Raw genomic sequence first — 26,518 nt, 5'->3', positions numbered from 1 at the left:
CATGCTGCGGATCGGTCGACAGCTCGCGCACCCATTCACTCAACCGCGATTTGGTGGCTTGTTCCTCAGCGCCGCGCCGAGCGTCGCTGTAACAGTATGAAATCATAGTTGATCCTTGCGTAACTCGATTGGGCCGCGTTAATGTTTGTTCGGGTTTGTTTAAAGCGCAGATTGTCATTGGATGTGGAAGATCAATCCGATTTGCGCCGCTCTTCTACTCACGCCACTCGCGTTGGCCGTCGCGTCGTTCGTGCTCGCCACGATCTCAGACCGAGCGCATCCGCCTCAGCCTGGCCCCAGGTTCACGTCGCCTATTCGCTAGGCGCGATGCGCCCGCTGTTGCGCGATTCGTGGTCATACTGTGATTCCTGTGTGAAAGATGACTGCGATATGCGGATGTTCAGCGGTGGCCATTGCCAATTTTGGCGGACCGCGCACTAGTCGCCAGTATGGTGGCTGGACACGTTGAAATGGTCCTGTTTGAGCAATCGATGGCCGACAGCGATGGCTTACAGCGACCGTTTTCCGACAGGGTGGCCGATGCTGCGGATAAAACATCGGGATCTGTCTTGTTCGACGTCCGCATCGATGGGGACGCCAATATTCAGCGGATGGCCGCAATAGGGTACGGTGAAGCGGATGCGGCGATAGTCGTGCTCGAGAAGGGTGGCCGCGTCAGATGCGCGTCAGTAAATGGTGACACTTGTCATTTCGTTGCCGAACTGGCTGCTTGGGAATCGTCTCCGCTGAGCGAGCATGTGCGCGCTGAGTACCGCGGAACCGCAATGATCCTGCTGGCCAAGCTCCGCAGTTCCGGACACTTCAAATAATCAGCGAACACAGTATTCGGGATCATGGTAGCGAATGGTGATTTTGTAGATGTTCTGAGAAACGTGTTCGAGAAGCACGGCGACGATACTCCTGAGAAGCGTACGCGCATCTATAACAGCGTTCGCGCCATGCTGGCCAAGAAACCTTACGGAATATTCGCGGCCGATGGCCACCACAGTGCACCGGATGGCATAGTCTTTCGCGCGGCTCAGGTCCGGGTCCGAAATCTCGCACTCGAATATGTCGTGAAACGCCCGGTTCTTGCCGATCCCACGGTTGAAGAACGTTGGTCGGGATATTGGACCGGAGCGGCGTCAGGATCCGCTTGCCTCGGAGCAGGCAGCGACCTTCGTTGCCCATCACATCCGCAGGGTGCGGCGGGCGATCACGACGCAAAGGCGCAGACAGCCGGCCCCGCAAACCGAACAAGGGTATTGCCAAAGCTTGTCAAACACCTTGAGACAGCCGGATCGTTCGCTTAGGGACGGAAATGACGAGTTCGTGGCGTTTCAGATATCCGACCACGAGCAACGTGGTCTCGCCGATCAGCGTCTTGATGGCCTCATCGGACAACTTTTTCGAACTGTGCAACACCGCGGAATGTGCAAGTGCTTCGATCGCGCTGACGCTCACAAAGGCCGCAAGGCCCAGATCGACCCTGCGAAGCTCGTCGCTGTGCGCTTCGAGATAGCTCTTGAAGAGGGCATGAGCTTCACGATTGAAGGCCTCGACATTTTCAAGGCGCCCTGTTCGTGGAATCTGTTCGGCAAGAACGCGATGCAACTTGGGATCGATGCGATGAGCTTCGATCGCCACGGCGACAAGCCGGCGCACCGCTCTCTCGACAGGTTCCGAGGCGACTTCCTCAAACGCGCCGCGCACCACCTGCATGATTTCCTTGTTATGGCGGTCAATCACGGCGGCGACCAGCGCCTCTTTGCCAGGATAGTACTGATAGAGTGAGCCGACGCTCACGCCCGCCTCCTGCGCAATACGATTGGTGCTGGCCTTATCGAAGCCATCCCTGATCAAAATGCGAGCGGTGGCTTCAACAAGTGCATCCACCGTGGCGCGCGATCTCAGCTGAGAGGCGTCCTTCCTTGGATTCGTGAGCGGTTTCGTCACCATCATCTCCGTCCTCCAATGCGAGTAGACAATTGTGAGCTATCGCTCGCATTATGTCCATAGCTGCTCTCGAAGAAGGTCGACGATAATGCTCTATGGAATTGTTTCTGGACTGCATGCGTCAGCCATGTGCGGAGCTTTGCTGGTGCTGGTGGCGAACGAACTTCTGCTGGTTTGGGCTCGACGAGGGCAGCAGGGGCCGGCCAGAATAGCCATTTTCGCCAATCGTTTTGCCGGGGTTCTAATCAGTGCCGGGATTCTAGCCGGCATCGTGGTCGTTTTCCTTGGGGGATGGTCTTTGTTGACCCCCTGGCTGGTGGCGTCGCTGGTCCTTGTTGGCTTGCTAGTTGCGCTCGAACGCAAGCTCGTGCGCCCGTGGTCCATGCAGGCACAACCAATGCTTCGCGGCGCGATCTCGGCGACAGAAGTCAAAGCGTTTGCCGGCAACAAACGCGCTCTGGTTGGGCGCATAGGCATGATCATGCTCTTTGCGCTCATTGTCGTCTTGATGGTCACGAAGCCCGAGCTTAACCCGTTTGTGTGATCGCGGTGACGCGACGATACCGGCAATGGGAGCGGAGCTGATGACACGATCCAGCGGCCACATGGACAACAGAAAGTCGCAACGGCTTGTGCTTGGAGAGCGACGTTTGGGTTTGGTCAATGAATTCCAACGAGGTTCGAGGCCTGATCGCGGCTGGTCTAACATTCGACAAAGCGGTCGGCCATTTCGTCGAATAGCAGGCCCGTTGGCTGGGATAGGCACGATGGATATATATTGTTTTTATTGTCCTTTTTGTGCCCTTGGCGACGTCTTCTCGTTGTTGCTCTTGGTGGGTCCGGAGGACACCTCACGACGGTGGCGATGGCAAAGGTCCGCACAAGTTCGCCGGTCACCTTCTCGGCACATTCCTCCCAGATGCCGGCCATGGCGAAGGGCTCGTCAGATTTCATCGCGATGGCGTAGGGTTGCTTTTTCTTCCCCGACGCGTCGAGCTTCTGCCAGTCGAAATAGCCGTCGACGGGCACCAAGCAGCGGCGCGCGTTGTCAGCCTTGCGGACAAGCCATTGCTGGCGATGGTCTGGCAACGGGCGTTGACCGGTGGCGGGCGGCCGCCACCATCCCGAGCCCAACCAGACACGAGCCCCAGCGAGCGGAGACAAAGCCGGCCATGCTTCTCGATAGTTCTTCGCGGATGATGATCGGATAGGTCAGGCTCGGCGCGCCGTTCCAGAGAGGAAAGCTGCTGCCAAGCCGTTCGACGTCGCCAGGATGGGTGAATTCGAACGGACGAACCATGCTTGGGATCTTTACGAAAACTCGTCCGCACCTGCACCAGAGAGAGGGCCCGAAAAGCAGGGGTCTACTTCGGGACGGCTATTCGATCGCGCCACCCTCCTGACTGCCGACCAGCATCCGCATGACGGCGAAGACGCTGTCGGCGATGGGATCGGCAAGATCAGGATCAGGCCCGGATCGACGGAGGTATGTTCGGGTATATTTTCCCTCATCCCACCGATAGAGAAAATCCGCACCGCGCATGCTCATTCGGCGATAAGGTGATCGGCGCTTTAAGTTCCCGGCTTGGCGACGGCGGCCCCTCAAGCTCCGCCTCTGCTAATGGGGCGCCGCACCCCGCCCCCTTCCAAAAGCCGTCCGTCGAAGCCCTGTAGCCATGCGTCAGCATGCTCGTGCCAATACTCAGGCACGGCGCGTTCCCTGCCATCCTTACGCGCCTGCTGGCCATACATCCAAGCATAGGCATAGATGATGAGCTCCTGATCCTGCTTGGCGACAACCACCTTACTCTTCCTCGCGAAAGTCCTGGAACGAAGCGTGCCGCAAATCCTCCTCGCCGCGCAAATGCTTCACACGGCCGATGATACCGGGCTTCACCCATTGGGTAGCCGGCCGCGTCAAGCCCTCGGGCGCCGGCCCGGCATGCTCCTGGACACGTTTCCACAGCCGTTCGCGGATTGCCCGGCTGGAATTGATGAAGGCAGAACCGACATACTGCCCGGTCTTCCGATCGGCCATCAAAGCGAAAGCCGGCTTGCCGGGCTCGCGTTCGACGCCAAGTAAGTCGTATTCAGCGACCGTGTGGCATTTCGCCTTCAACCAGTTCGTCGATGGGCCGCTCCGGTATATGCTGTCATTGCGCTTCGACACCATGCCCTCCAGGCCAGCCTGCTCGACAAGGTGGAAAATGCTGGCAGCATCGCCCGGCAAAGGCTGAGAGAATTGAATCCTGATGTCCGGCGGGATTAAGTCGGCGAGGATGTCGCGACGTTCTTCCAGCGCCATATCCCGAAGATCATGGCCGTTGAGGTGCAGCAGATCGAAGGCAATAAAATAGAGGTCATGCTGCCGGCTGGTGATGGCATTGCGCAGCGGGCGGAAGTCAGAGATCCCAGCCTCGTTCAGCACGATGATCTCGCCGTCTAAGATGGCGTTTTCGACATTGAGGTCGCCGGCTACCTTGGCGAGGTTTCGGTACCTGGCCGTCCAGTCGAGCCCACGCCGCGTGAAAATCCGCACGCCGCCCTCATCCTTGATGATCTGTGATCGATAGCCGTCGAACTTGACTTCGTGAATCCATTCTTCGCCCTCGGGAGGCTTTTCAACCAGGGTCGGCATCAGCGGCTTAATGAACTTCAAACGCATGCACAGCACTCACGACCCGCACCTCAATCAGTTTTGGCTAAAATAGTTCCGAAACTGCCAACGGCACGCGCGATGCAACAAAGCCCGGGAACCACGTTGCCCATCCGTAGCGCTTCTCCCGCAGCCGCACACTTTCATCGCAGGAACCTTCGTAAAGGAGAGCGAGCCCTTGCCGGCGGGGAGCTTAACTTGCTGGCATGACGCGCGTAATGTCCAGGCTAGTCACGCCATTGCGGCGGCAGCCCGATTGCAGCCACGCATTGTGGCGGTCGCATACGGTTCAAACTTGCCGCCGGGATTTCGACATGCCGCGCCTCTGTGGCTGCCCATCAACGACGCCGTTCGTGATCACGACGTCATAGATGTCGGTCGCGTTCCCGGCACAACTGCAGGGGTCAATCCATATCGAAAACCTTACCCGGATTGAGCAGACCCGCAGGGTCAAGAGCGTGCTTGATCAAGCGCATCACGGCGAGTTCTTCGGCGCTCCGCGTGAGCCCGAGATAGGCCTTCTTGGTCAGCCCGATGCCGTGCTCGGCGGAAATCGTTCCGCCATGTTTCTTGACGAGGTCATAGATCACCTTGTTGATCTGGTCGGCTGGCTGTTGAACCGGAGCCGGAACATTGGCGATGATATGCATGTTTCCATCGGCTATGTGCCCGTAATAGTAGGACCGGCAGCCATCGACATCGCGAAGCAGGGCCGCCCGGCATTCGAGGGCAAAGCGATCCATTGCGGCGACCGGCAAGCCGATGTCGAAGGAGAGATGAGGCCCCAGCACCTGCTTGAATTCCGCGGCCGCATCGCGCGTCTGCCAGAAGTCCTTTACGTCCGAAAGTGATCGGGCGATGGTGGCGTCAGTGATAAAGCCGGACTCGACGGCCATTTTGAGCGTGTCGTAGAACCGGGAGGGATCCCCTTCCGCATCGTTGCCCTGCGCTTCGACAAGGACAGTGAAAGGATGATCGCCTGGCACCGGATTGCGCACGCCCGGTACTTGTCCGGTCGCCACATCCCAATAGTCCCTCCACATGACCTCGAAGGCTGAAAGCAGCGGACCGAGATTGCCCCTGACACTCGCCAGCAAACTCAGGACATGTTCGTAGCTGTCCAGAGCCACCATCGCGGCCATGGTGCTCTTCGGTTTCGGGTGCAGGCGCAACACGATGCGGGTGACAATGCCCAGCGTGCCTTCGCTGCCAATGAAGAGCTGTTTCAGGTCGTAGCCGGCATTGTTCTTGAGCATCTTGTTGAGGCTGGTGACCAGCGTTCCATCCGGCAGCACCACTTCAAGTCCCAGCACCAGTTCGCGCATCATGCCATAGCGCAGGACGCGGTTGCCTCCCGCATTTGTCCCGAGGTTGCCGCCGATCGTGCAGGACCCACGCGATCCAAGGTCGAGCGCGAAGAAGAAACCGGCATCGTCCGCCGCCTGCTGCACAACTTCCAGCGGCGTCCCGGCACGAACGGTTATCGTCGAGGAATCGCCATCGATCTCTTCGATACCGGTGAACCGCTCCATCGAGATGGCCACGGCATCTTCGATCGGCCTGGCACCACCCGCCAGACCTGTCAGCCCGCCTTGGGGCACCACTGCCACGCGATGTGCGTGGCACAGCCGCATAGCAGCCGCCACGGCTTCTGGCGTCGTCGGACGAACCACCGCGAGCGGCCGAACGGACGAAAGCGCGCTCCAGTCCTGCTCGTTGCGGATCGGGATCTCTTCACCGGCCAGAACGGCCGAGCCGAGTGTGCTCTTGAGCGCATGAAGAAACGCTTCGTGCGTTGCGATATTCATTGTGCCTAGTATCCGCTTCGAACCTTTGATTTCGTGGGCGCGGACAGATGGCCGACGTGCCTGCCGCGCTGTGTGCGCACGAGATCGGCAGCCGCGTCGCGCAACAGGGTCACGTCACTGGCCATGGGCAAGAGATTGTAGCCGGTGGCAAACAGCTCATCCGATGTGGCGCCGGCGCTCGGAACGGTGCCCAGCCAACGGCCGGATGCACGGATTTGGGCCTCGGCCTGGGCAACCAGCGCGCGCACCTCCGGTTGATCGAGCTGCTCCAGCCTCCCGATCGATCCGGCGAGATCGTTGACGCCGACAAACACCATGTCGATGCCGTCGACGGCAGCGATTTCTTCCGCCCTTGCCGCGGCCGACGCACTCTCGATCTGTACGATCAAGAGAAGATTCTCATTGGCGATATGGATGTAGTCCTTGACCAGGCCATAGTTCGAAGCCCGCACCAGCGGCGCAGCATAACCACGCGCGCCATGCGGCGGATAGTGGCAGGCGCGCACTGCCGCAGTGGCCTCGGCCGCGGTTTCGACCATCGGCACCATGATGCTGTCGACACCGACGTCGAGCACGCGTTTGAGCGTCACCGGATCATTCCACGGCACTCGAACGATGCAGCGCGTGCCGGTGTTCTCGGCGGCGCGCAACATATGGACGAGGTCGTTGAGTTCGCCCTGGCCATGCTCGAGGTCGATGAGCAGAAAGTCGAAACCGGCATTGCCCATGACCTCGACGATGGTGGCGTTACCGGATGCAATCCATGCCCCGAACAATTGCTCACCGGCGGCGAGCCGCCTCTTCAATTCATTTGGCTTGAACACGAGATTTCCTTCCTGGCTCAGCGTTCGGCCGCGTGGCCGCCCGCTGCCGTGATGACGGCGATGATGACGAAACCCGTGGTGACCAGGCGGACGCTGGCATCGGCCCCGAACGTATTGAGCATGACCTGGAGCAGCACGAGGAACAGGGCTGCGCCCCACAGGCCAGGCAGATTGGCGCGTCCGCCGGCGACCGAGGTGCCGCCGATGACGACAACGGCGATCGACATCAGCAGATACTCGTTGCCGAGATCGGTGGAGGAACCCCGGAAATAAGCAGCCAGCAGAGCTCCACTCAGGCCGCCGAGCGCACCGCACAGCGTGTAGGTGAGGGCGCGAATGCGCTCGACCTTGATACCGGCAAGCCAGGCAGCCCGCATATTTTGACCGATCGCCAGGACCGAGCGTCCGAAGATGGTCCGGCCGAGCACGATCGCCGCTATGATCGAAGCGACAATGATGACCAGCACGAATACCGGCAAGCCAAGCAAGCGGAGATCGGTGAAGCGGGCAAATCCGGGCGGAGGCTTTACCTGAAGGCCGCGGCCATAGCTGATGTCGATGGACTGCACGATGAAGCTCGTCGACAGAGTGGCGATAATCGGTGGAATACGCAGCGTGCGGATCAGCCCGTAATTTGCCAGGCCGATCAGTATGCCGCTGGCCAGCGCCGCGATGATGCCTGCCGCGATCATGCTGTCCGACCCGTTCATCACCTTCATGGCAATGGCGCTGGCAAGGCCTATATTGGCCGGCAGCGACAGGTCGACATTGCCGGGGCCGAGCGACATGACAAACATCTGCCCCATGCCGACCACGACCGCGAACGACGCCAGCGAAAAGGCCGCCACGATGATGCCGTCCGCGCCGGCGCCACCGGTAGAACAGAGCGATGCCAGAAAGACGATTGCCGCGCCGATGAAGGACCATATCCATGGCCTGGCCGGCAGCGTCCTGACGAAGCCGTTCATGCCGGCCGCCTGTCGATCATGGCGCGCAGCGCCAGCACGACGATCAGAATCACGCCATTGGCGCCGGTCTGCCAGTCGGTCGGAATGTGCATGAAGGACAAAAGCGACGCGGACGCCAGCGTCAGTGTCAGGGCGCCGGCCACCGCTCCCACTGCGGACACCCGCCCGCCCATGAACTCACCGCCACCCAGAATGACGCCTGCGATGGCGAGCAGCGTGTAGCCGGCGCCGATGTTCGGGTCGCCGGCGGTCGAAAGGCCAACCAGCGCAAGCGCCGACAAAACCCCAAACACGCCAGCGAGCGTGAAGGCGAGCACTTTGGCATGCAGGATCGACCAGCCGGCCCGGGCCACGGCCGCTTGGTTGCCGCCGATGCCGCGCAGAACGGCGCCGTAACTCGTTTTCATCAACGCAAGGTGGACCACCAGGGCAATGACGACGGCCGCGACAATGGGGAACGGAACAAAGGGAATATGAACGGCCATCAATGATTGCAGCCAGGCCGGCGCCCTGCCGCCAGGCTGCGGGAGGACCATCAGAGCCAGCCCCTGCCAGACGAAAGCCATCCCGAGCGTGACGACGATGGACGGCAGGTTGCGCAGGTGGATCAGCGCGCCGACCGCGGCGTAGACAAGGACGGCTCCGGCGATGACGGCAATACCGAGAAGCGGCGTATCGTTCAGCATCGTGACCGAAACCGATGTGATGAACGAGATGAACAAGCCCGCCGACAGATCCAGTTCGTTGACCGTGATGACGAACATCTGTGCGATCGTCGCCAGCGCAACCGGGATCGCCAGGCTGAGCATGAGGTTGAACCCCATGTAGCTGATGGCGCGCGGATTGAGCCAGCCGATGGCGACCAGCATCAGCGCCAGCGACACGAACGGCAGGGCCGTGCGCAGCAGCGTGGGGGACAGGTCGAACCACCGGGCCCGATTGGTTGGAGAGGCCGTTCGAGCCGAGGCGGTAGCAGTCATGCGGCCTCTCCGAACGAGGACCGGATTACATTCTGCTCATTGACCTCATCGTGGTCCAGCGCGGCTACAATCTCGCCGTTGCGCAGCACATAGACACGATCGCAGTTCTCGAGCTCCTCGAACTCGGTCGTGTACCAGATGAAGGTCCGGCCCTTGGCGGCTTCCTCCTGGATTAGTGCGTAGACTTCAAGTTTGGTGGCGATGTCGACACCACGCATGGGATCGTCCATCAGGATGATCTGGGCATCCGACGCGAGTGCGCGCGCAAAAAGCGCCTTCTGCTGGTTGCCGCCGGACAGCGACTGGATCGAGTTGCCAAGGTCGGGCGTGCGTATGCCAAGGCGCTGCCGCCAGGTCTCGCCCATGGCCTGCTGCTTCCTCCGGGAGATGAGCGCGTTGGAACTCAGCGCCGACAGCGAACGGACAGTGATGTTTTCAAGCACCGACCACAGCGGAAACACACCATCGGTCTGCCGGTCGCCCGCCACCACGGCCACGGTCGCGGTGACATCCACCCCGGGATCCCGCCTGCTCGCCGCCTGGAAAATCCGCACCAGCAGATTGCTTTGTCCGTGCGCCGCGAGACCGGAGAGGCCGATGATTTCACCCGCCCTGGCGTCGAGATCGGTGCCGGGGGCGCCATGCTTTTTATGAACTGCCACACGCAATGGAGCATCGTCCCGCCGCAGCTTGGCCCCTGAATTCCGACGGGCGCTGACGATGCCGACCATTGCCGCAACGAGTTTCTCGCGATCGAAATCGATGGTTGCCCCGGCAACGCCAACCTTGCCGTCGCGCATCACGACGATGCGGTCCGTCGAAGCCAGGATCTCGTTGAGAAGGTGCGAGATGAAGATGCAACTGATGCCGGTCGCTACCACGCGGCGGACATAGGCCAGAAGCTGCGCTGAAGCATGGCTGTCGAGCGACGAGGTCGGCTCGTCGAGGATGACCAGCCTGATCGGATCGACGCTTTGCGTAAACACGCGTGCGACCTCCACCATCTGACGACGGCCGATGGAGAGGTCGCCGACGATCTGGTCGCCCCGGACACCGTGTCCGGGAAAAATATCGTCGAGGCTGGCGACAATCATCTCGTCGGCGCGGCGCAGCGATCCCCAGCCGGTCAACGAAGGATGGCTTATGCGCGTGTTTTCCGCGACGGTCAGATTGGGACAAAGAGAGAGTTCCTGGAAGACGCAGCGCACCCCAAGCTGGTGGGCGAGCGCAACTGAATACTCGGGCACATTCTGGCCGGCGATGGCCCGATGGCCTGCGTCCGTCCGTATCGTGCCGGCAATTGCGTTCACCAAAGTGGACTTGCCGGCGCCATTGTGGCCGACCAGGCCGACGCACTCGCCGGCGTCGACGATGAAATCCACGCCGTTGAGCGCCTTGACGTTGCCATAGGCTTTGGCGACCGCCGAAAAAGCGACGATAGACGTTTTCCCGGCGATCATCCCCACGACTCCTGCGGCCTATTTCTTGGTCTTGGCCGCAGCGATAGCCTTGACCACGTCACCCTGCGAATATTCGACATTGGCGACACCGCCGTCGGGCGTCGCCGCGATCTGGGCGTCCAGGGTCGACTTGTCGACGAACAGGATGTCCATTGGCACTTCCTTGGGAACGTCCTTGCCGTCGAGGACCTGTTGCGCCACCCAGAAGGCGAATGTCACCATGCCCGGAGCCTCCGAAGCCGACCATGTGTCGTAGTTGCCGTTGGTCTTGATCTGCTCCTTCCACCAGACCAGCTCGTCCTTACGATTGCCTAGCATGATGATGGGAAGCGGCCGGCCGGCCGAACGGAACGCCTCGGCCGTGCCGTAGCCGTCGCCACCCTGGTCGATGATGCCGGCGATGTCAGGTAGGGAAGGCAATACGCCGGTCACCGCCTTCTGGGCGGTCGTCTGATCCCAGTCGCCGTGAACCGTGCTGACGATCTTGAGATTGGGGTGCTTTTCGATCTCGCGCAGCACGCCCTTGGTGATGTCGTCGTCGATACTGGTGCCGGCGACACCACGGATGTAGAGGATGTTACCGCCGTTCGGCAGGCGCTTGGCCATCTGCCTAACCTGCTCGGCGCCGTAGGTCTCGGCGAGGTCGACCGTCACCTTGTAGGCACAAGGCTCGGTCACGAGCCCGTCGAAGGCGACGACGATGATGCCGGCATCGCAAGCCTGCTTGACGGAGCCGTTGAGAGCGTCTGGCGACAGGGCGTCCAGCACGATGGCGTCGTAGCCCTGCAAGATCAGGTTCTGAATCTGTGCTGCCTGTTGCGGCGCTTCCTTGGCAGCCGTCGTGAAGGCGTCGGCGGCGCCGATGATCTTGTCGGCGACAGCCTTGTCGCCAATCTTCTTCCAGCTTTCCAGCATGCTCTGACGCCAGGAATTGCCGGCGTAGCCATTGGAAAGCGCAATTTTCTTGCCGGACGTGTGGGCAAGCGCCGGATCGACCAGGCATGAAGAAAGCACCGCTGCCGAAAGCAGCGCTGTGAGACGGTTCATTGAATTCCTCCCAAAAAGCCAGATTGAACGATTCACCCCGGCCTGCATCGCCCGTCCCCCGGTGGGGCCTAGGCTTACGTATCTGAGGTACAGTATGTCAGTGGCATTGACAAGGGGACTGCTTTCGCGGCATTCGCATTCCAACGCGCGGTTTGCTGGGCCGCGAGACTGTCTTCGAAAATACTGCATGCCCACTTTGCCCGGCTGTTCGTTAGAACCGCCAGGCTCGATGTGCTGTTCAGTGGCTGTCGACGGGCGCGGGCGGCCTATTTTTCCGGCCGGCCGCGACCTTTGGTCGAACGTCCCGACCGATCGCAGCTGCGCCATGACAACTGCAGCGGCGAGGTTAACGGCGTACGATTGCCGATTACCGGCGCAAAGACATTCTAGGGCAAGCCGACGCGCGCTAACTGCTGAAGCGGCCAAGACCGGCAGGCGGTCGGGCCGCGACGGCCGGCGGCTTGATCAGCCCTTCCTGCATTGCCTCGATGTAGGATTTGCGCGTCGACAGAATGTGATCCGTCAGGACAGCATCAATCGCCAGGATGTCGCCCTTCCTGAACGCTTCCACGATCTCTGTGTGGTGGATGTAGGAGCGATCCTGAGCGCCTGCAATCGGCACCGAGAGGTGCGTTCTCAGCGTCGCGATCTGGCCGGCGACCTGTTCGAAGCCTTCCTGAAGGTAGCGGTTGCGGCAGTTGCGAATGAACGCCTCGTGAAACACGGTGTCAGCCCGCGAATACGCGACCGGATCGCCGTCCGCCCGCGCCCTGTCCATCATGTCCAGGGCGAGTTCGAGCTGCGTTGTAGTTTCGTCACGGTGCCTCGCCATCGCGAAGGATAGGGCACGGCTTTCCAGCACGATCCGGTATTCACACAGGTCGATGATGTCCTGTTCGGTCGGAAAAAAGACGTAGGTTCCCCGCTGCGGAATGATATTGACCATTCCCTGCTGCTGCAGGATCGTTAGCGCCTCTCGTATCGGCGTTCGGCTCACACCGAGCATCGAGGCGAGCCCTGCCTCGGACAACTCGCTTCCGAGCGCAAGTTCTGCATCGATGATCGCTTGCCGCAAGCGCTCAACGACGGTAGCCACCAGCGACCTTGGACGATCGATCGTTATCCCAAGAGACAAATCATTAAACCTTGTTTGTCTCAAAGGTACCACGATTCATCCCGTTCCCTCAATTCATCGGTCACGGAGAAGCGCTCTATCAGCGTTAGTCCGTATTGACGGGAAAGGCCCATCTGACCAGGCGGCGGCTCGGTGGTTTGATCTCGCAGGGCAAAACCACCGAGCCTAACTGGCAAAACCGTAGCCAGCTTACGTGAAATTAGCATCGTGGCCATTGACCGGCGTCGTTCAAACGCACGAACAAAGAAGACAACGCGACGTCAGGTTCCAGTGTCGCGCGCAGCGGCACCCAACCTGAAAATTTCAAGCTTCTCGCTGTACGAGAGCCGTACCCTTTCGCCGCATCGCTTGCAGGTGAACGTCGTTACGGACTTGACCCAGGAGCCTTTCCTGACCAGTGGGGTTTTGCAGCTCGGACACTGGAAGGTCAGGTTTTTGTCAAGCAGCTGATTGGATAGAGCCATTTCATCTTCTCCCAAGATGAAATGGCCGTGCAAGGCTGGTGCCAGGACATGCGTATTAGAACGACACATTGGCAGCGGATGGGGGTTCTTGGTCAGTGTCAATGCGACGTTGGACGCTCTCGCCCATCGAAGCTGACCGCCATGGCCCTACCAGTTGCGAATTTCACGATAGCAGCCGTAAGGGCCTCGTCGGTATCGGCGCAACCAGGCGCGCGTGCGCGAAGCTCCTGGATGGTTTCCCCGATAGAGATCACATCCCCTTGGCGACAGTCGGGACGTACAGCTCGTATAAGCTCTTGAGTGGTGAATCCAGGCGGAAGTATGCGCTTCAAACTGCCCATCGGGACCCCTCGCTGACAAACAGAAGAAGACGAGATAATACCCCGAATCTTGGCTGCAGTGAGTCCGACTGAAGTCCCAGCAATGAGATTGACGACGTGACGATCATTCTGTCTTGTTAGCGCGCGGCGGACCTGTAGGTCGCTTGGCCGACGCGGTAGCTCTCAGGCACTGCGTCGGCCGACTTCACTCCCCTTGTTGCCGGCCGCCGGATCGCTTTAGGAGAGCCGCCTGCAACCTTGCAGCGGCTGGCTACCTTGGTTGCGGGCTTGGAAGATACCCAGCTTGGCCATACCGCTCAAATGCTGTGAAAGTGCGGTCCGTGACCCACCAATCAGTGCCACCAGGTCGGAAACGGATCGCTCCCCCTCAACCAGGTAGATGACGATCAGCAGCCGTTTGCGGAAACCTAAGGCTGCAAACAGCTCCGAAGCAAGGGACATCTGTTTTAGCCTAAGCCGTCGCCTGACGCGGGAACGCCTCCGAAGCGAAGGATCAGCTTTGATTTCAGCGAGACGCTGTCTCACGTAGGTACTCAAGTCCACCTCGCCGCGCTAAACACACCAAAGCCCGCCACTGAGGGGACGGTGGCGGGCTTTGTTTGAAAGCTGTCGAGCAACTTTCCGGCGCTCCTGTCCGGGTGGGTGTCGAGTGGTGCCACGGGAATGAACTTGGACCGATGGAATCGGTTCCCGCCGCAAGCCTGGCGTATATCGCAGTGGACTGCGGCGCAGGAGCTAGCGGCGGCTACGAGAGATGGGTGATTAACCAGGAGGTCTCTCCAGAATAGCTGGTGCAGCAACCTAACTGGCGCCGATCTCACCGAACGGGAAGGCCGCAACCGGCGGACAGATTCATCTTGATGGTCACAATCTTAATTAGCGTATCCTTACGTTTGCCCTCGCCACGAACGCACATAAGGCGTAGGTTTGCGGATCGCTGGCTGGGACCTGATAGAGCCTGCGACTGAGAGCGGGAGAATCCGCCTAAGACACGGCGCGCTTCTGACTCGCCAGATTCCGAGCGCTCTCAAGATTTGGCCGCCTCGGCCGGCCTCTCCCTTGTGCGATTCCGGCCGCTGTCACTTTTATGCCTGGAGGAGAAAACAGCTTTTCACACCGGAGGAGGAACCATCATGCATCATCTTGCAAGCCGCGAATTCATCGTTCAAGGCAGCGCGGCCGTTGCCGCACTGGCGGTCTTCAATTCTCAGTTTGCCCAAGCCTTCCCAAGCGGGGCGGGTGAGACCGTGATCCCGTGGTTAGACCAGCCGCAGCCCAATCCCGTTCCCGCGGTCATTCAGAGCCAGCTTGTCTGGGAGGATATGGATTCCTGGGTGACACCTAATGAAAAGTTCTTCAGCATCGCTCATTTTGATCGGCCAAGCATTGATGTGAATGCCTGGAAGCTGGAAATCGATGGGTTGGTGAAGAAGCCTCTGAGCCTGTCGCTCGCCGACCTCAAGGCGCGGCCACGCCAAGAAGTGGCTTTCACGGTGGAGTGTTCGGGCAATCATGGTTTTCCATTCTTTACCGGCGGCATTGGCAACGCCCGCTGGGCTGGCACGCCGCTCGCCGCCATACTTGAAGAGGCAGGGGTCAAGGAAAACGGCATCGAAGTTGTTTTCTGGGGCACCGATGTCGGCGATATCGCTCTCAAGGACAATAACCGCGACGTCAAGATGCATCAGAATTTCGCCCGCAGCATGTCGCTTGCCGACGCGATGAGCCCCAACAACATCCTCTGCTACGAGATGAATGGGGCCGCCCTGCCGCAACCCAACGGTTCCCGGTGCGGCTCATCGCCCCCGGATGGTATGGCATTGCCAATGTCAAGTGGCTCAAGCGCATCGAGATACGCAATACGCGCTTCATGAGTCAATTGATGGCACGAGACTACGTTACCATCCGCGAGGAAGAGCACAATGGCGAGACGGTGTGGGCCGAGACCTCGGTCGGCCGTGCATTGCTGAAGTCGGCGCCCGCCAGAGTGACGCGTAGCGATGCCGGATACCGGATCAGCGGTGCAGCCTGGGGGGCGCCAATCGCCAAGGTCGAAGTGAAGGTTGACGACGGCCCATGGCTTGAAGCGACGATAGACCATGGTGAAGAAGCTGAATTCGCCTGGAAGGTGTGGTACCTCGACTGGAAAGACCCAGCAAAGGGCGAGCACACAGTCACTTCGCGTGCCACTGATATGGCGGGACAAATCCAGCCTGCCATGGATGATCCATGGATTACCAGGAAACATACATACTGGGAAAGCAACGGCCAGGTCACGCGTCGGATCGGCATTGTTTGAGAAGTCTACCAGTCAGCCGTACCACCTCATCGAGGATCGATGTGACCTCATGCAGCACATGCCGTGCCGACCACATCAGGCGAGAGGCGGTGGCCGAGCGTGATCCTTTCCAGACGTTCGATTGGTTGAATGGCAAGCTCTATGTCGCGCCGTCGAATGCTGTGCATCTCTACAAGGAGATGCAGGCCGCATGCGCGATCGCTTACCAGTGGCCGAACATCGAACCACCAGCGGCGCGATATTCGAGCCGATGGAACGTGATAGGCCGGTTAAGCCGCCTTGAACGAGACGCCAGGTTGCGCGATGGTGTCAGCCGCCCAAGCGTCACGAGCACCCGATGAAGCGCAAGGATAAGGCAATGCCTTTCGTGCCGATAGAACTCCATGTCGGCACACTAGTGGATGACAGAGGAATGCTTGGCATTCTCTCGATCCAGACTACAGAAGGGCCATTGGACATCGCGCTTGATGAACAAACTGCTGACGCCATGTTCGAGGCTATTGCCTTTCTCAAGGCGTCTTTGACGACGGTGCCGTGAGACGGGTCCTCTCAAACAACAAAAAGCCCGTCGCGGCTAATAAGCGTAAGCGACAGGCTTTTAAGCGGCTACACCCCTGAAGAAGGATCGACCACTCTGCCGCCAAACGTGGCGCCAGCGCAACCGTTCCGTAAAATTAACCAAGATTGGCGTTGAGTAGGTCGGGCCGGCGTCTGCTATTCCGCCATTGGGTCTGTCAAACATGCAATTCTGCGGCTGCGCGATCGCATCGCTCGCATAGCGTTTGGCGCTTCGCAACCGGTCCAGGAACGGGTGATACATCGTTGTGAGCACCATGGCGCAGCGATCCACTGGTGGGCCGGTCTTTCCATCCTCGAGAGCGCTCGTTCGAGGCTGTTCTGCACGAGAACGTCGGCGGCATCGCGGTCTCGCAACAGTGCGCGCATAGCGGCGCAGGCGTGGAAGCTCCTCGACGTTGCCCGGCGGCGATCGCTCCATTCCTGATTTCGGCGATCGAGTTGCGGCTTCAAAGTCTGTGGCTTTGTGCACGTCGTCCATCGCCGGACCACTGTGCACCTTTGGATGACAGGCTCTGGCCCTCAGGCGGTTTTCGTCAAGCCACTCGATCGGGCATCTTTTGTCGCGCCGCCGTTCGACACGGCAATCTTCTCGTGGTGGCCGATGACTTCGCGGATCACGAAGTTCAAGAATTTTTCCGCGAAATCGGCATCGAGGTTGGCGTCCTTCGCCAGCTGACGCAGCCGGGCGACCTGCTGTTGTTCACGCTCCGGATCGGCCGGCTGCAAACCATGCGTCGCCTTCAGCACGCCAACCGCTGTCGTGCAGCGGAAGCGCTCGGCCAGGATGTAGATGAGCGCCGCGTCGATGTTGTCGATCGAGGCGCGGCAGTCGGCTAGAACGAGGCGCGCGCCGTCCTTATCGCCTTTTTTGATCATAGCTTGCTCACTTCGTAATCTGTCGATGTGTTGGTTGAGGCATCGAGCGGTCAACCCGATACATTGAGGCGGCATCAGACGACACGCGTCTGTGTGCGGCCTTGAGTCGGACCGCGTTGTGCCGAAGGCAGCAAATCAGCGACCGTTGCGGAATCGCTGGCGAACAAGCCTAGAGTGTTTGCCCGCAGGCGGGCGAGACCAAGCACGCTGTCGATGAAGGGCGTCGGCACCCCGACGACCACTCCAATGTCGTGAGTAACCGTCAGCAGCGCGTCGATCTCGACAGGTTTGCCATGTTCGACATCCTGCAACATCGACATCTTGAACGCACCGAGCGTCCGGATCTTTTCGATCATCATTGTGACGGGCGGGTTGTCCGATACGCCGATCGCAGTGCCTATTTGTGCCGCCTCTTCCATCATCGAAATACAAAGCCGATGAAGCAGCGGGTCGCCGATGATGCGATCGGATGTCGCTGTGGTCAGCAAGCTGATGGGATTCATGCTGAGGTTCGCCCAAAGCTTGAGCCAGATCTCACGCCGGATATCGAGGCTCTCCCGGCAATCGAAGCCGGCCGCGCAGAGCCAGTCGGCAAGGCGTCTCAATCGAGGTGTCAGCCTGTTGTCCGGCTCACCGACAAAGAGCTGGCGACCGCTCTGATGACGGACAATGCCGGGCTCGTCGACTGAGGCAGCAACGTGCACGACGCAGCCGATCACGCTGCTTGCGGGGATGGCCCGGGCGATTGTACCGTCCGCATCGAGCGCCTTGAATTGGTGTTCGGCAAGCGCACCCTTGGTGTTGCGGAAGAACCACCAGGGCAGACCGTTCATCGCAGTGACTACGGCCGTTTCAGGTCCGAGCAATGGCGTGATGCGCCGCGCAATATCCGGCATTGAAGGCGCCTTCGCCGCAACGATCACGTAGTCCTGCACACCAAGCTCCGCCGGATCATCGCTGACCCGGACGGGCGTTCGCAGCACCTCGCCGTCGATCTTGAGCTCAAGCCCGTTGCTTGCGAGAGCCGCAAGGGTTGGACCCCTCGCAACCATGCTCACCGTTGCGCCACAGCGTGCCAGAAGAGCGGCGATCGTGCCGCCGATGGCACCGGCGCCGAAAATGCAGATTTTGGACGAAGCGGGCATAAATCTTCTCTTCTACCGTGACTGGTGTTTGTGCGAGATTGGGTTGGCGATCGATAAGCTTCGTGAGCCCGCAATGCACTGAAGCGAACCAGGCGAGGTAGGAGCCTGCTCGTAGCGGAAGGTAGGTCGCTGAAGATCGATGGTCGTGAGCGGGCTGCGCACAATCGCCGGTACTGATACGCACTATTCCGCCGCCAACGCGCCGCCCTGCCCTGCGCCTGCGTCAATCGCCAGGGCCAGCAATGCCCGCCTATCGGTCTTGCCAAGGCCGTTTCGGGGAATAGACGAGACCACCTGTAGACGCTCCGGCATTTTATAGTCGGCGAGCTGTGTCCTCGCGGCGTCGAGTATGTCGTTCTCAATTCCCGAGCGGGCATCGCAATCCAATTGCACGAAGCCGACCACGCGTTGTCCGAATGTATCGTCCGGAATTCCGACGATTGCCGCGTCCTGCACTTCGGGATGACTGGTCAGGACAGCCTCGACCTCGACTGGTGAAATGTTTGATCCGCCCCGGATGATGATGTCTTTCTTTCGACCCATGAACCACAGATTGCCTTTGTCATCCTGACGCATGAGATCGCCGGTCTGGTACCAGCCATCCTTTGGCGCACTTTCGATCGCGCCCGGACCGTTCCAATACCCGACGCTGACGTTGGCTCCACGCAGCAGCAACTCACCAACTTCGCCCCGAGAAACGGTTGCCCCGGCATTATCGACCAGCCGCACGTGCGCGCCCTGAGCAACGCGGCTGATCGGCCCCGGCGGCAGCCCGAAGGTAAGGCAGCCAACCGCCTCACTCGCTCCCCAAATCGAATAAAGCGGCAGGCCGAACTCGACATCGAACTCCAGCTGCAACTGCGGCCGACAAACGTCGCCGGCGGATGCGCAGAAACGCAAGGTTTCGACATTCCGCCTGCGCAGCCGCTGAGCTTCTAGCATAACTGTCCACATGAACGTCAGGCCGAGCATCCAACCGCATCCGTGCTGCTCGATGGCATCCAACACCGCGTCAGCATCAAAACGCTCGAACAACACCATTTGAGCGCCGTGATGCATGCATCCGATGAAGGAGAAAAGGCCGCCGGCATGCACCATGGGACAGGCAATGATTGCAGCAAGGCTGCCGTCGACCCCGACATACTTGGTATCCTCGGCAGTTGCTGCGAGCGTCGAGAGGGTATGGATGACGAATTTGGGGATGCCAGTCGTCCCTGAAGTCGCGAGCAGCAAAGTGGGCGCATCAATGTCGGACGACACTGGAATTGAAAACGGAATGTCCCAGAACAGATCCATCTGCAGCTCTGCCCATCGACGCTCTTCGCCATCGTCACCTTGGCAGCAGGTGATAAAACACCGCTGCGGCGGAATTATTGATGAACTCAGAGCGCGAACCTCGCGATAGAGCTCCGCGTGCCCGACATAGAGCGTCGGCTCTGAGCGCTGTAGCATGGCCTTGAGTTCGGCACCCTTGTACCTGTTGTTCAGGGGGACGGCGATCGCTCCAAGATGAAAGCACGCATAAACCGTGACAGCCAATTCGGGACAATTCGGTAGATGGAGGGCGATGCGGTCACCCTTCTGAACGCCGCGTGCAGCTAACCCGCGTGCCACACGACGCACTTCTCGCGAAAACCGTTCATAGGTCCATTTGTCACCAGCGGCGATGAAGGCCGTGTCGTTTTGATTTCTTGCAGCTCGATCATACAATGTCTGGATCGGTGTCATGAACATCTCCTGTGATACGCAAAGGCGTAATTCTGCCTCAACGCTGGGCGACGAGGCCGGCGCGCTCGGCCACCTGTTCGAGCTCGACCGGCGTGCCGGCCCAGATCGCGCGGACGTGCTCGGTGATCAGCTCGATCGGCCAATGCCACCACGCGATGCGCAGCAGCCGCTCGATGTCGTCGTCAGAATAGCGATGGCGGATCAGCCGTGCCGGATTGCCTGCAAAGGTCGCGTATGGCGGTACGTCGGAGGCGACAACCGCCCCGGCGCCGATGATCGCGCCGTCACCGATGGCCACGCCGGGCATGATCACCGCGTCGCGCCCGATCCAGACGTCGTTGCCGATCACCGTGTCACCGCGGCTCGCGATCCTGGGCAGCAGGTCGGCGGTGAGCTCGAGCCAATCGCCGCCGAAGACGAAGAACGGGTATGCGGTCGAACCGAGGATTGGGTGGTTGGCGGCCGACAGCAGGAAGCGGGCGCCGCTCGCGATCGCACAGAAGCGTCCGATGATCAGCCGCTCGGGCCCCGCCGTGTAGAGCACGTTGCGGGTCTCGAATGCGGTCGCATCGTCGGCGTGGTTATAGTAGGTGTAGTCGCCGACCTCGATGTTCAGCGAGGTGACGAGGGGCTTCAGGAACACCGTGTTGCGCTCTTGGCCGTCGATCATGCCGGGGATGACGATGTGGGTGGGATCAGGCGGCATTTTGTTGCTCCTTTTGTTGAGGGTGATCGAGTGCTGTAGCATCGCCGCAAGTGCGCGAGCTTCGCCTCCATCAGGTTGGACGTCGTGAGCCGGTGGCGCACTTTCGTCGGTATTGACGCGCAGCGCTCGAACGCCACTAGGATCAAAGTCTGTTAGACCGACGCTTGGGCGCTGGGTCACTTGTAAAAAATATAGTCGGCTGTGTAATCGACCTGCCGCTCCGTTCCGACAGTCGAACACGCGCCGGTCGGCGCGGCTCCGCCGGAGGTGTTGACCCGTTGGACAAAACGCACCCCGGTCAATGCCCCCGAGGTAGCCGCGGATTGCGTCGACAACAGCAGCCAGGGAATTGCGTCCGCCTTCGGAGCGGGTTCACTTGCCAATACTTTGCCGACGATCTTCGAGCCGTCGTTGGCTTCCCAGGTCGGGCCGGCATAGTGTTTGGCGAACGGCGTGCCCTGTGCATCGACAAGCCGTGCCTCAGGCGCTTTGAAGGTCCATTCGCTGGCAGATCCATTGGCGCTGCAGACGTATATCTGAACGCCCTTGGCCGTATATCTGCCGAGGAGCGTGCTCCCCTGTGGGGGCACGAGCTTGGGCGCAATGCCCTGAGCGACCGCTGGAACAGTAAGCAGCGCAAGAGCCGCGACAGTGCGGGACACGACGGACGCGACTAGCGTTGACATTGGGACAGCCTGCTTTCTTGAAGGTATTTTCTCGCCTCGGAATTGACCGCGGTGGTGCACCAATCCGGCCTCTGCGCCTTGCTGAGTCCGGATTGTAGAGATTGGGCAAGCGCATCACGAGCAGGCGTGACGAAGCCCGTGCCGACCAAGATATGTACCGGTGGCGGGGTCATATGAGCGGTACAGTCTCTCGCAATAGGCGGAGGAACTGTCATCATAGGCCTGGTAGCTGCCGGGTCCCCAGAAAGGACCAAACCCAAAAAACGCGTCCGAGCCGTGATGTCCGCGGAAACCATGAAAGTGGTTCCCGCGGCCGGAGCCATGATGGCCGGCCATGCCCCTGCCGTGATCGGCGCCACTGCTCGTGACGATCGGATCGTTGCCGCCGGCGCGACCAGCGCCATGACCGCCATGGCCGCCACCCATGCCACCGCGAGCCATCGACACCGTGGCCGAGCCGATCACCAATGCAGCGCCCAGCGCGATTGCCGTAAAGATTACACCTGAGTCTCTCATAACGTACTCCTTCGAGTTAGGGCCTCCCGACCGATCTCCTCCCCGTCTGGCGCGCCTCCTCGGACGGCAGTCTGCCCTCCCGGCGCTGGATCACACGAGTGAGGAATTTAGCTTTGGGCAGGCTCCGCGTCGTGAGCTGACGGCGCACTTTCATCGGTCCGAACGCGCACTCTCTTGAAAAGATGTTTCTCTTTGTCGATGTGGCAGCGGATACTTGGCTTGGGCAGAACAAAGAGCGACCGCCACCCGGCCACGCGACGCCTGCCAGCCCTTCGCGCTCCAATCCGGTCTCTACGCTTGCAAAGACCGGATTGAAGATTAGCCCATCGAACAGGAGCAGCGGTGGCAGGCCAAGGCCGATCAAGATATGTGCCACTGCCACAGGTCATGGCAACGATACCACCCGGCGCCGGATCACGGCGTCCCGGGCGTCGGTCAATATTGGCCGAACCGCCAGAATGGACCAGACCCATCCGAGTGGCTGTGATGTCCGCGGCCGGTGTCCCGATCGCCAGCCATGCCCATGCTATCATCAGCGCCGTTGCTCGTGACGATCGAATGGCCGCTGCCGCCATGACCATGACCCGTGCCGCCATGGCCTCCCATGCCGCCACGCGCCATCGACGCCGTTGCCGAGCCGATCGCCAGCACGGTGCCCAGCGCGATTGTAGTGAAAATCGCTGTCGAGTTTTTCATAACTTACTCCTTCGAGGTTAGGCCTCCCAACCGGCCTCCTCCCGGTCCTCGGCGCGCCTCCTCAGACGGACAGCCCGTCCTCCCCGCGCTGGATCACACGAATGAAGGGAATCTAGTCCGCTGGGGGTTGGACGTCGTGAGCCCACAACGCACTTTTACGCGTCCGAAAACGCACTGCTCAATTGTCCGGCGCCATGACATTTTTCCGAATGGGCGCCTGGCGGGTGGCCGAAGCGATGCCGAAACTTTCGGGCGAAATGCGTGTAGTCGCGAAAGCCACAGCCGAAGGCGATGTCGGCGAGAGGTTGGTTCGTTCCTAATGATGCACGGCGCTGCACAAGGCGCGCGGCTTGATCCAAGCGAAACGAAAATATGCAGTCACTACAGGTCGAGCCGCGCTCCGTGAAAAGCTTCTGGAGATAGCGCAGCGAGATCCTCGCTTCCGCCGCCACCTCGTTGGGACCGAAATCCGGATCAGCGAAGCCATCCTTGATGATACCGTGGATACGCCGGAAGAGCGTGTCCGATTGACGTGAGCCGAGCCATGGGTCGGACGGGGTAAACAGCGCACCGACAAGATCATACACCGCCAGCCGCATGTAGGAATCGGCCGGCGACGAAGACGATCCTTCGGCCTGATCGGCTTCTCGAATGAGATTGAAGAGCAGACGCCCGGCAGACGTACCTCCGGGCCGGTACATTCCGCCCTGTGGTTCGAATCCAAGGTGGGATATAAGCGACTGGCGTGGCAAACTGAGAGCGACAGTATTCCATGGGTCGCCGTTGTCGGCGGTGTATGTCACAGGCCGGGACGCATCAACGAGCGCAACATCGCCAGCAGCGAGCCGTACGGCTTGATCGTTGTGGACCATTGCCAACTGGCCACTGGGAGCAAAGAGCGCGAAGTAGTGGTCCGCGCTATCGAGCCGAACATCTCGATTGGTCCGCTCTACGCGTGGCGCATTGGAACCAATGTCCAACACGGTGAGACCGCGGACGCTGACGGGGCGCACCCAACCGGAGAAATGATTGGGTTTGATACCTTCCGAGTAGTATCGCCCGCATGCGGTGCGAAGCGTATCTCTCCACTCCTCGAAATCCGATTGCAGCGTTCCGGAAATATCATCAGTTTGAAACATGATCGGCTCCATCAGGCGGCCCCCGCTTCGAAACGCCTTAAGTAAGGTGTTTCTGCCATCGGAGCCGGCCTTATGTCGCAGACGTGATGAGTTGTGACCCAGACTCGATGACCTCTGGCCGTCGTAAATTACGCCAGACGAGGAACGCGATTCCCAGCGATATCGAGAGCGTCGAGGATAGGCACTTCCGTTTAAGGAGCGACGCGGCAGGTGGCCAACGCCATGTTCTCAGCCTTCAGGCGTACGCCCGAGACGATCATGTTCAGCAACGAAAAGCCAATTGCATAGGCAGGCAGGCCGAAGGCGAGCGGCAACGCCGCGATCTGGATGGCGACGATGACGTAATTCGGGTGACGCAGATAACGGTAGGGGCCGGTAGCGATGAGCGGAGCATCTGGCAGAACGATAATGCGTGTTGTCCACCGCGTTTTCAGCGTCGCCAGCACCCACAGCCGCGCGATCTGCGCCATGGCAAAGACAGCGAACCAGACCGCCTCTATCGGCCGCGCCGGCGCAAGCAGGCACAGACCTGCCAGCCACGTCGCATGCAGCGCCACTATGTAGATGTAATGCCGCGGCGCAACCTCGTGCCCGCCGCGGGCCAGAAGGCGCGCCGTATTGCGTCGGGCATGAAAGAGTTCGGCCAGACGCTGCAGCGTGACGAAGCCGAGGAGCGCGATAGAGGTCCACATCAGGCCGCCCTCCTCAAGGTGATGCAGCTTACCGAGAAACCCGGTCCCATGGCGATCATCGCCGAGCGTTCGGGAAGACCGGCTCGTATGGCGCGTTCGAGCACGAAAAGCACGGTCGGCGAGGACATGTTGCCGTATTCGGCAAGCACCTGGCGTTCGTCGTTGAGCGTGCCTTGGCCCAGCGACAGTGCGCCTTCGAGGGCATCGAGCACCTTGGCACCGCCAGGGTGGCAGACGAAGCGGTCGATTTCGGTCACGTCCAGCCCGTTGCCCGAGAGCATTTCGGCGATGACCGGTCCGATCCGAGAGCTGACGAAATGCGGCAACGACTGCGCCAGCACGATTCCCAATCCTGGGTCGTCCACCGTCCATCCCATGATGTCGAGCGTATCGGGAAAGAGATGTTCGCCGGTCGATTCCACGCTCGCGATACCACCCTCGCCGACAGTGAGGACGCAGGCGGCGGCGCCGTCGCCGAAAAGGGCCGACGCCACGACATTGACGTTGGTCGGCTCATCGAGCCGGAAGGCAAGCGAGCAGAGTTCAATCGCCACCAGAAGCACCCTGGCGCCGGGGCGGCTTGCCGCAAGACGCGAGGCGATGGAGAAGCCGGAAACGCCGCCGGCACAGCCGAGACCGAAGACCGGGACGCGCTCTATGTCCGGACGGAAATCCATTTCGCCGGCGACGCGGGCTTCGATGCTGGGGACGGAGAAGCCGGTCGACGAAACGGTGACGACGCAATCGACGTCCTGCGCTGTGAGCCCCGCCTGCCGGAGCGCCAGCGTCGCGGCCTCCACGAAAAGCCGGCTTGCGCCCTCGACATAGGCCTGCATGCGCTCCGCCCAGCCATGCGGCTCGATGAACCATGACAGGGGCTGGACCGTGTGCCGCCTGCGGATGCCGGAATTGCTGAAAATGGGGGCGAGGTGCCGGAAGCCCTTCATCCTGCCGGAGAACAGGCTTTCGGCCAAGGCGGCGGCGTCGGCCTGCCGGATTATGTGGTCCGGGACCGCTAGGCCGAGGCCTGAAAGATTGACTGTCCTGTGCAAGGCCGATCTCCGATCGCTGTTGGAGGCTGGAGAACCGACACGCTGGCCGCGATGGCAAGGCCACTCTCGATGGATCTCCATCGGGACGTTATGCGCCGACGGGTCAGCCGTCGTGTGCTTGTGACGCCCTTTCAAGCGTATTGGAACGCACTGTTCCACGGCACCAGGGGGCGGCTGGTCACGCTCTGATCGCCTATTCCACGCACAGGTCGCAGACAGTACGCGCCCGTACCGACTTCAGTGCGCCATCGGCTCAAGACACCCGGTCTGCGTCACCGTAAGCCTCGCTGCCAATTCAGCGCGTTCGAAAGGAAACCACAGGATGGATGACAAAGTACTCGATGCCAAAGTTCCGGACTTTTCGATACCAGCCGGCTGGCACGGCTGGCACATTGCCGCGCTCCCGGTCAGGGACCGTGGACGCCGAATGTTTGACGCAAGCGTCTCCTCGGAGACGCGTCACCCCCGCATTGGTTCAACAGGGCCGGATCCCAGCATCTCCTCTTGGGGGGCGGGTCTGCTGAAACCAGTCAGACAATTTGCGGCTTGGTTCAGGCATCGGCGTCAGATCCGGCGCGACATCATGAAACTGCTGCAATAGGACGACCGCCTGCTTGCGGACATCGGCCTAAGTCGCGGAGAGATCCTTTACGCGGCTGTTCAACACGGCCGTCTGCCGGAACAGCAGCCAGCGCGCCTGGCGGAATAGTGCACGATCGGACGCCGATCTCGATCATTCGCAATCTCGGCCCGACCTGGACCACG

28 protein-coding genes are annotated in these 26,518 nt (G+C 60.5%); 7 read left to right on the top strand and 21 right to left on the bottom strand.

Annotated elements, in window-relative coordinates:
* Positions 1–470: 470 nt before the first annotated feature.
* The gene (locus tag FJ936_RS28520; protein ID WP_246680571.1) at positions 471–830 is read left to right on the top strand and encodes a hypothetical protein; all 360 of its coding nucleotides are present in this window, start codon (positions 471–473) and stop codon (positions 828–830) included.
* 448 nt (positions 831–1,278) lie between these two features.
* Here FJ936_RS28520 and FJ936_RS28510 read toward each other — a convergent pair whose 3' ends face one another.
* A complete protein-coding gene (locus tag FJ936_RS28510) occupies positions 1,279–1,962 on the bottom strand; it encodes a TetR/AcrR family transcriptional regulator (protein WP_246680570.1) in 684 nt (227 codons plus the stop codon).
* An 82-nt stretch (positions 1,963–2,044) separates the two neighbouring features.
* On the opposite strand from FJ936_RS28510, the gene FJ936_RS28505 reads away from it, so the two are divergent.
* Positions 2,045–2,500 (top strand): DUF2269 family protein, encoded by a 456-nt coding sequence (locus tag FJ936_RS28505; RefSeq protein ID WP_141907309.1) that lies wholly within the window; start codon positions 2,045–2,047, stop codon positions 2,498–2,500.
* A 158-nt stretch (positions 2,501–2,658) separates the two neighbouring features.
* Here the strand turns inward: FJ936_RS28505 and FJ936_RS31035 are convergent, their stop codons facing one another.
* From FJ936_RS31035 to FJ936_RS28450, 10 genes are all read right to left on the bottom strand, one after another.
* Positions 2,659–3,045 (bottom strand): SOS response-associated peptidase family protein, encoded by a 387-nt coding sequence (locus tag FJ936_RS31035; protein ID WP_246680569.1) that lies wholly within the window; start codon positions 3,043–3,045, stop codon positions 2,659–2,661.
* Positions 3,046–3,760: 715 nt separating this feature from the next.
* Positions 3,761–4,621 carry an ATP-dependent DNA ligase gene (locus FJ936_RS28490; protein WP_141907308.1) on the bottom strand — a complete coding sequence of 287 codons (861 nt, stop codon included), beginning with the start codon at positions 4,619–4,621 and terminating at the stop codon, positions 3,761–3,763.
* Between the two features lie 395 nt (positions 4,622–5,016).
* Positions 5,017–6,420, bottom strand: coding sequence for an FAD-binding oxidoreductase (locus FJ936_RS28485; protein ID WP_140793679.1), 1,404 nt, complete (start codon positions 6,418–6,420; stop codon positions 5,017–5,019).
* Between the two features lie 5 nt (positions 6,421–6,425).
* A complete protein-coding gene (locus tag FJ936_RS28480) occupies positions 6,426–7,244 on the bottom strand; it encodes an aldolase/citrate lyase family protein (protein WP_224530429.1) in 819 nt (272 codons plus the stop codon).
* 17 nt (positions 7,245–7,261) lie between these two features.
* Positions 7,262–8,212, bottom strand: coding sequence for an ABC transporter permease (locus tag FJ936_RS28475; RefSeq protein WP_140793681.1), 951 nt, complete (start codon positions 8,210–8,212; stop codon positions 7,262–7,264).
* Entirely contained in the window at positions 8,209–9,192 is a 984-nt protein-coding gene (locus FJ936_RS28470; RefSeq protein WP_140793683.1) for an ABC transporter permease, read from the bottom strand. The genes FJ936_RS28475 and FJ936_RS28470 overlap by 4 nt, the downstream gene beginning before the upstream one ends.
* Complete coding sequence (locus FJ936_RS28465; RefSeq protein WP_140793685.1) at positions 9,189–10,652, bottom strand: sugar ABC transporter ATP-binding protein; 1,464 nt, start codon at positions 10,650–10,652, stop codon at positions 9,189–9,191. Before FJ936_RS28465 ends, FJ936_RS28470 begins: the two co-directional genes overlap by 4 nt.
* Before the next feature lie 18 nt (positions 10,653–10,670).
* On the bottom strand, positions 10,671–11,699 hold the full coding sequence (locus FJ936_RS28460; RefSeq protein WP_141907307.1) for an ABC transporter substrate-binding protein: 1,029 nt from the start codon (positions 11,697–11,699) through the stop codon (positions 10,671–10,673).
* Positions 11,700–12,105: 406 nt separating this feature from the next.
* Positions 12,106–12,795 (bottom strand): GntR family transcriptional regulator, encoded by a 690-nt coding sequence (locus tag FJ936_RS28455; RefSeq protein WP_141907306.1) that lies wholly within the window; start codon positions 12,793–12,795, stop codon positions 12,106–12,108.
* A gap of 1,060 nt (positions 12,796–13,855) precedes the next feature.
* The gene (locus tag FJ936_RS28450; protein ID WP_141907305.1) at positions 13,856–14,080 is read right to left on the bottom strand and encodes an ArsR family transcriptional regulator; all 225 of its coding nucleotides are present in this window, start codon (positions 14,078–14,080) and stop codon (positions 13,856–13,858) included.
* A gap of 692 nt (positions 14,081–14,772) precedes the next feature.
* On the opposite strand from FJ936_RS28450, the gene FJ936_RS31030 reads away from it, so the two are divergent.
* The 4 genes from FJ936_RS31030 to FJ936_RS28435 all read left to right on the top strand — a co-directional run bounded on the left by FJ936_RS31030 (position 14,773) and on the right by FJ936_RS28435 (position 16,476).
* On the top strand, positions 14,773–15,513 hold the full coding sequence (locus tag FJ936_RS31030; protein WP_348643177.1) for a molybdopterin-dependent oxidoreductase: 741 nt from the start codon (positions 14,773–14,775) through the stop codon (positions 15,511–15,513).
* An 8-nt stretch (positions 15,514–15,521) separates the two neighbouring features.
* Positions 15,522–15,938 (top strand): hypothetical protein, encoded by a 417-nt coding sequence (locus FJ936_RS31025; protein WP_246680576.1) that lies wholly within the window; start codon positions 15,522–15,524, stop codon positions 15,936–15,938.
* Between the two features lie 89 nt (positions 15,939–16,027).
* Positions 16,028–16,279: a hypothetical protein gene (locus tag FJ936_RS28440; protein ID WP_141907304.1), complete on the top strand. Its 252-nt coding sequence runs from the start codon at positions 16,028–16,030 to the stop codon at positions 16,277–16,279.
* A complete protein-coding gene (locus FJ936_RS28435; RefSeq protein ID WP_141907303.1) occupies positions 16,276–16,476 on the top strand; it encodes a hypothetical protein in 201 nt (66 codons plus the stop codon). Before FJ936_RS28440 ends, FJ936_RS28435 begins: the two co-directional genes overlap by 4 nt.
* 560 nt (positions 16,477–17,036) lie before the next feature.
* On the opposite strand, the gene FJ936_RS28425 is transcribed toward FJ936_RS28435, so the two are convergent.
* The 6 genes from FJ936_RS28425 to FJ936_RS31020 all read right to left on the bottom strand — a co-directional run bounded on the left by FJ936_RS28425 (position 17,037) and on the right by FJ936_RS31020 (position 21,994).
* The gene (locus FJ936_RS28425) at positions 17,037–17,393 is read right to left on the bottom strand and encodes a chorismate mutase (RefSeq protein WP_141907329.1); all 357 of its coding nucleotides are present in this window, start codon (positions 17,391–17,393) and stop codon (positions 17,037–17,039) included.
* Positions 17,394–17,467: 74 nt separating this feature from the next.
* A complete protein-coding gene (locus FJ936_RS28420) occupies positions 17,468–18,538 on the bottom strand; it encodes a 2-dehydropantoate 2-reductase (RefSeq protein WP_141907302.1) in 1,071 nt (356 codons plus the stop codon).
* 183 nt (positions 18,539–18,721) lie between these two features.
* Entirely contained in the window at positions 18,722–20,266 is a 1,545-nt protein-coding gene (locus FJ936_RS28415; protein ID WP_181763186.1) for a class I adenylate-forming enzyme family protein, read from the bottom strand.
* A gap of 37 nt (positions 20,267–20,303) precedes the next feature.
* The gene (locus FJ936_RS28410) at positions 20,304–20,972 is read right to left on the bottom strand and encodes a CatB-related O-acetyltransferase (RefSeq protein WP_141907300.1); all 669 of its coding nucleotides are present in this window, start codon (positions 20,970–20,972) and stop codon (positions 20,304–20,306) included.
* Positions 20,973–21,148: 176 nt separating this feature from the next.
* Positions 21,149–21,634, bottom strand: coding sequence for a DUF3455 domain-containing protein (locus FJ936_RS28405; protein ID WP_181763185.1), 486 nt, complete (start codon positions 21,632–21,634; stop codon positions 21,149–21,151).
* 138 nt (positions 21,635–21,772) lie between these two features.
* On the bottom strand, positions 21,773–21,994 hold the full coding sequence (locus FJ936_RS31020) for a BA14K family protein (protein WP_224530710.1): 222 nt from the start codon (positions 21,992–21,994) through the stop codon (positions 21,773–21,775).
* Here FJ936_RS31020 and FJ936_RS31015 point away from each other — a divergent pair.
* Positions 21,953–22,165 carry a hypothetical protein gene (locus tag FJ936_RS31015; RefSeq protein WP_224530730.1) on the top strand — a complete coding sequence of 71 codons (213 nt, stop codon included), beginning with the start codon at positions 21,953–21,955 and terminating at the stop codon, positions 22,163–22,165. The two genes, FJ936_RS31020 and FJ936_RS31015, sit on opposite strands and share 42 nt — an antisense overlap.
* A 444-nt stretch (positions 22,166–22,609) precedes the next feature.
* On the opposite strand, the gene FJ936_RS28395 is transcribed toward FJ936_RS31015, so the two are convergent.
* From FJ936_RS28395 to FJ936_RS28380, 4 genes are all read right to left on the bottom strand, one after another.
* Positions 22,610–22,870, bottom strand: a complete 261-nt coding sequence (locus FJ936_RS28395) for a hypothetical protein (RefSeq protein WP_141907297.1) — start codon at positions 22,868–22,870, stop codon at positions 22,610–22,612.
* Positions 22,871–23,025: 155 nt separating this feature from the next.
* Positions 23,026–24,021, bottom strand: coding sequence for a helix-turn-helix domain-containing protein (locus FJ936_RS28390; RefSeq protein ID WP_141907296.1), 996 nt, complete (start codon positions 24,019–24,021; stop codon positions 23,026–23,028).
* Positions 24,022–24,200: 179 nt separating this feature from the next.
* Complete coding sequence (locus FJ936_RS28385) at positions 24,201–24,704, bottom strand: isoprenylcysteine carboxylmethyltransferase family protein (protein ID WP_141907328.1); 504 nt, start codon at positions 24,702–24,704, stop codon at positions 24,201–24,203.
* Positions 24,701–25,753 (bottom strand): 3-oxoacyl-[acyl-carrier-protein] synthase III C-terminal domain-containing protein, encoded by a 1,053-nt coding sequence (locus FJ936_RS28380; RefSeq protein WP_141907295.1) that lies wholly within the window; start codon positions 25,751–25,753, stop codon positions 24,701–24,703. Before FJ936_RS28380 ends, FJ936_RS28385 begins: the two co-directional genes overlap by 4 nt.
* Positions 25,754–26,518: the final 765 nt, after the last annotated feature.

It is taken from the genome of Mesorhizobium sp. B2-4-13 (assembly GCF_006658535.1).
Taxonomy (GTDB): domain Bacteria; phylum Pseudomonadota; class Alphaproteobacteria; order Rhizobiales; family Rhizobiaceae; genus Mesorhizobium; species Mesorhizobium australicum.
This window is presented reverse-complemented; position numbering and strand designations above follow the sequence as displayed.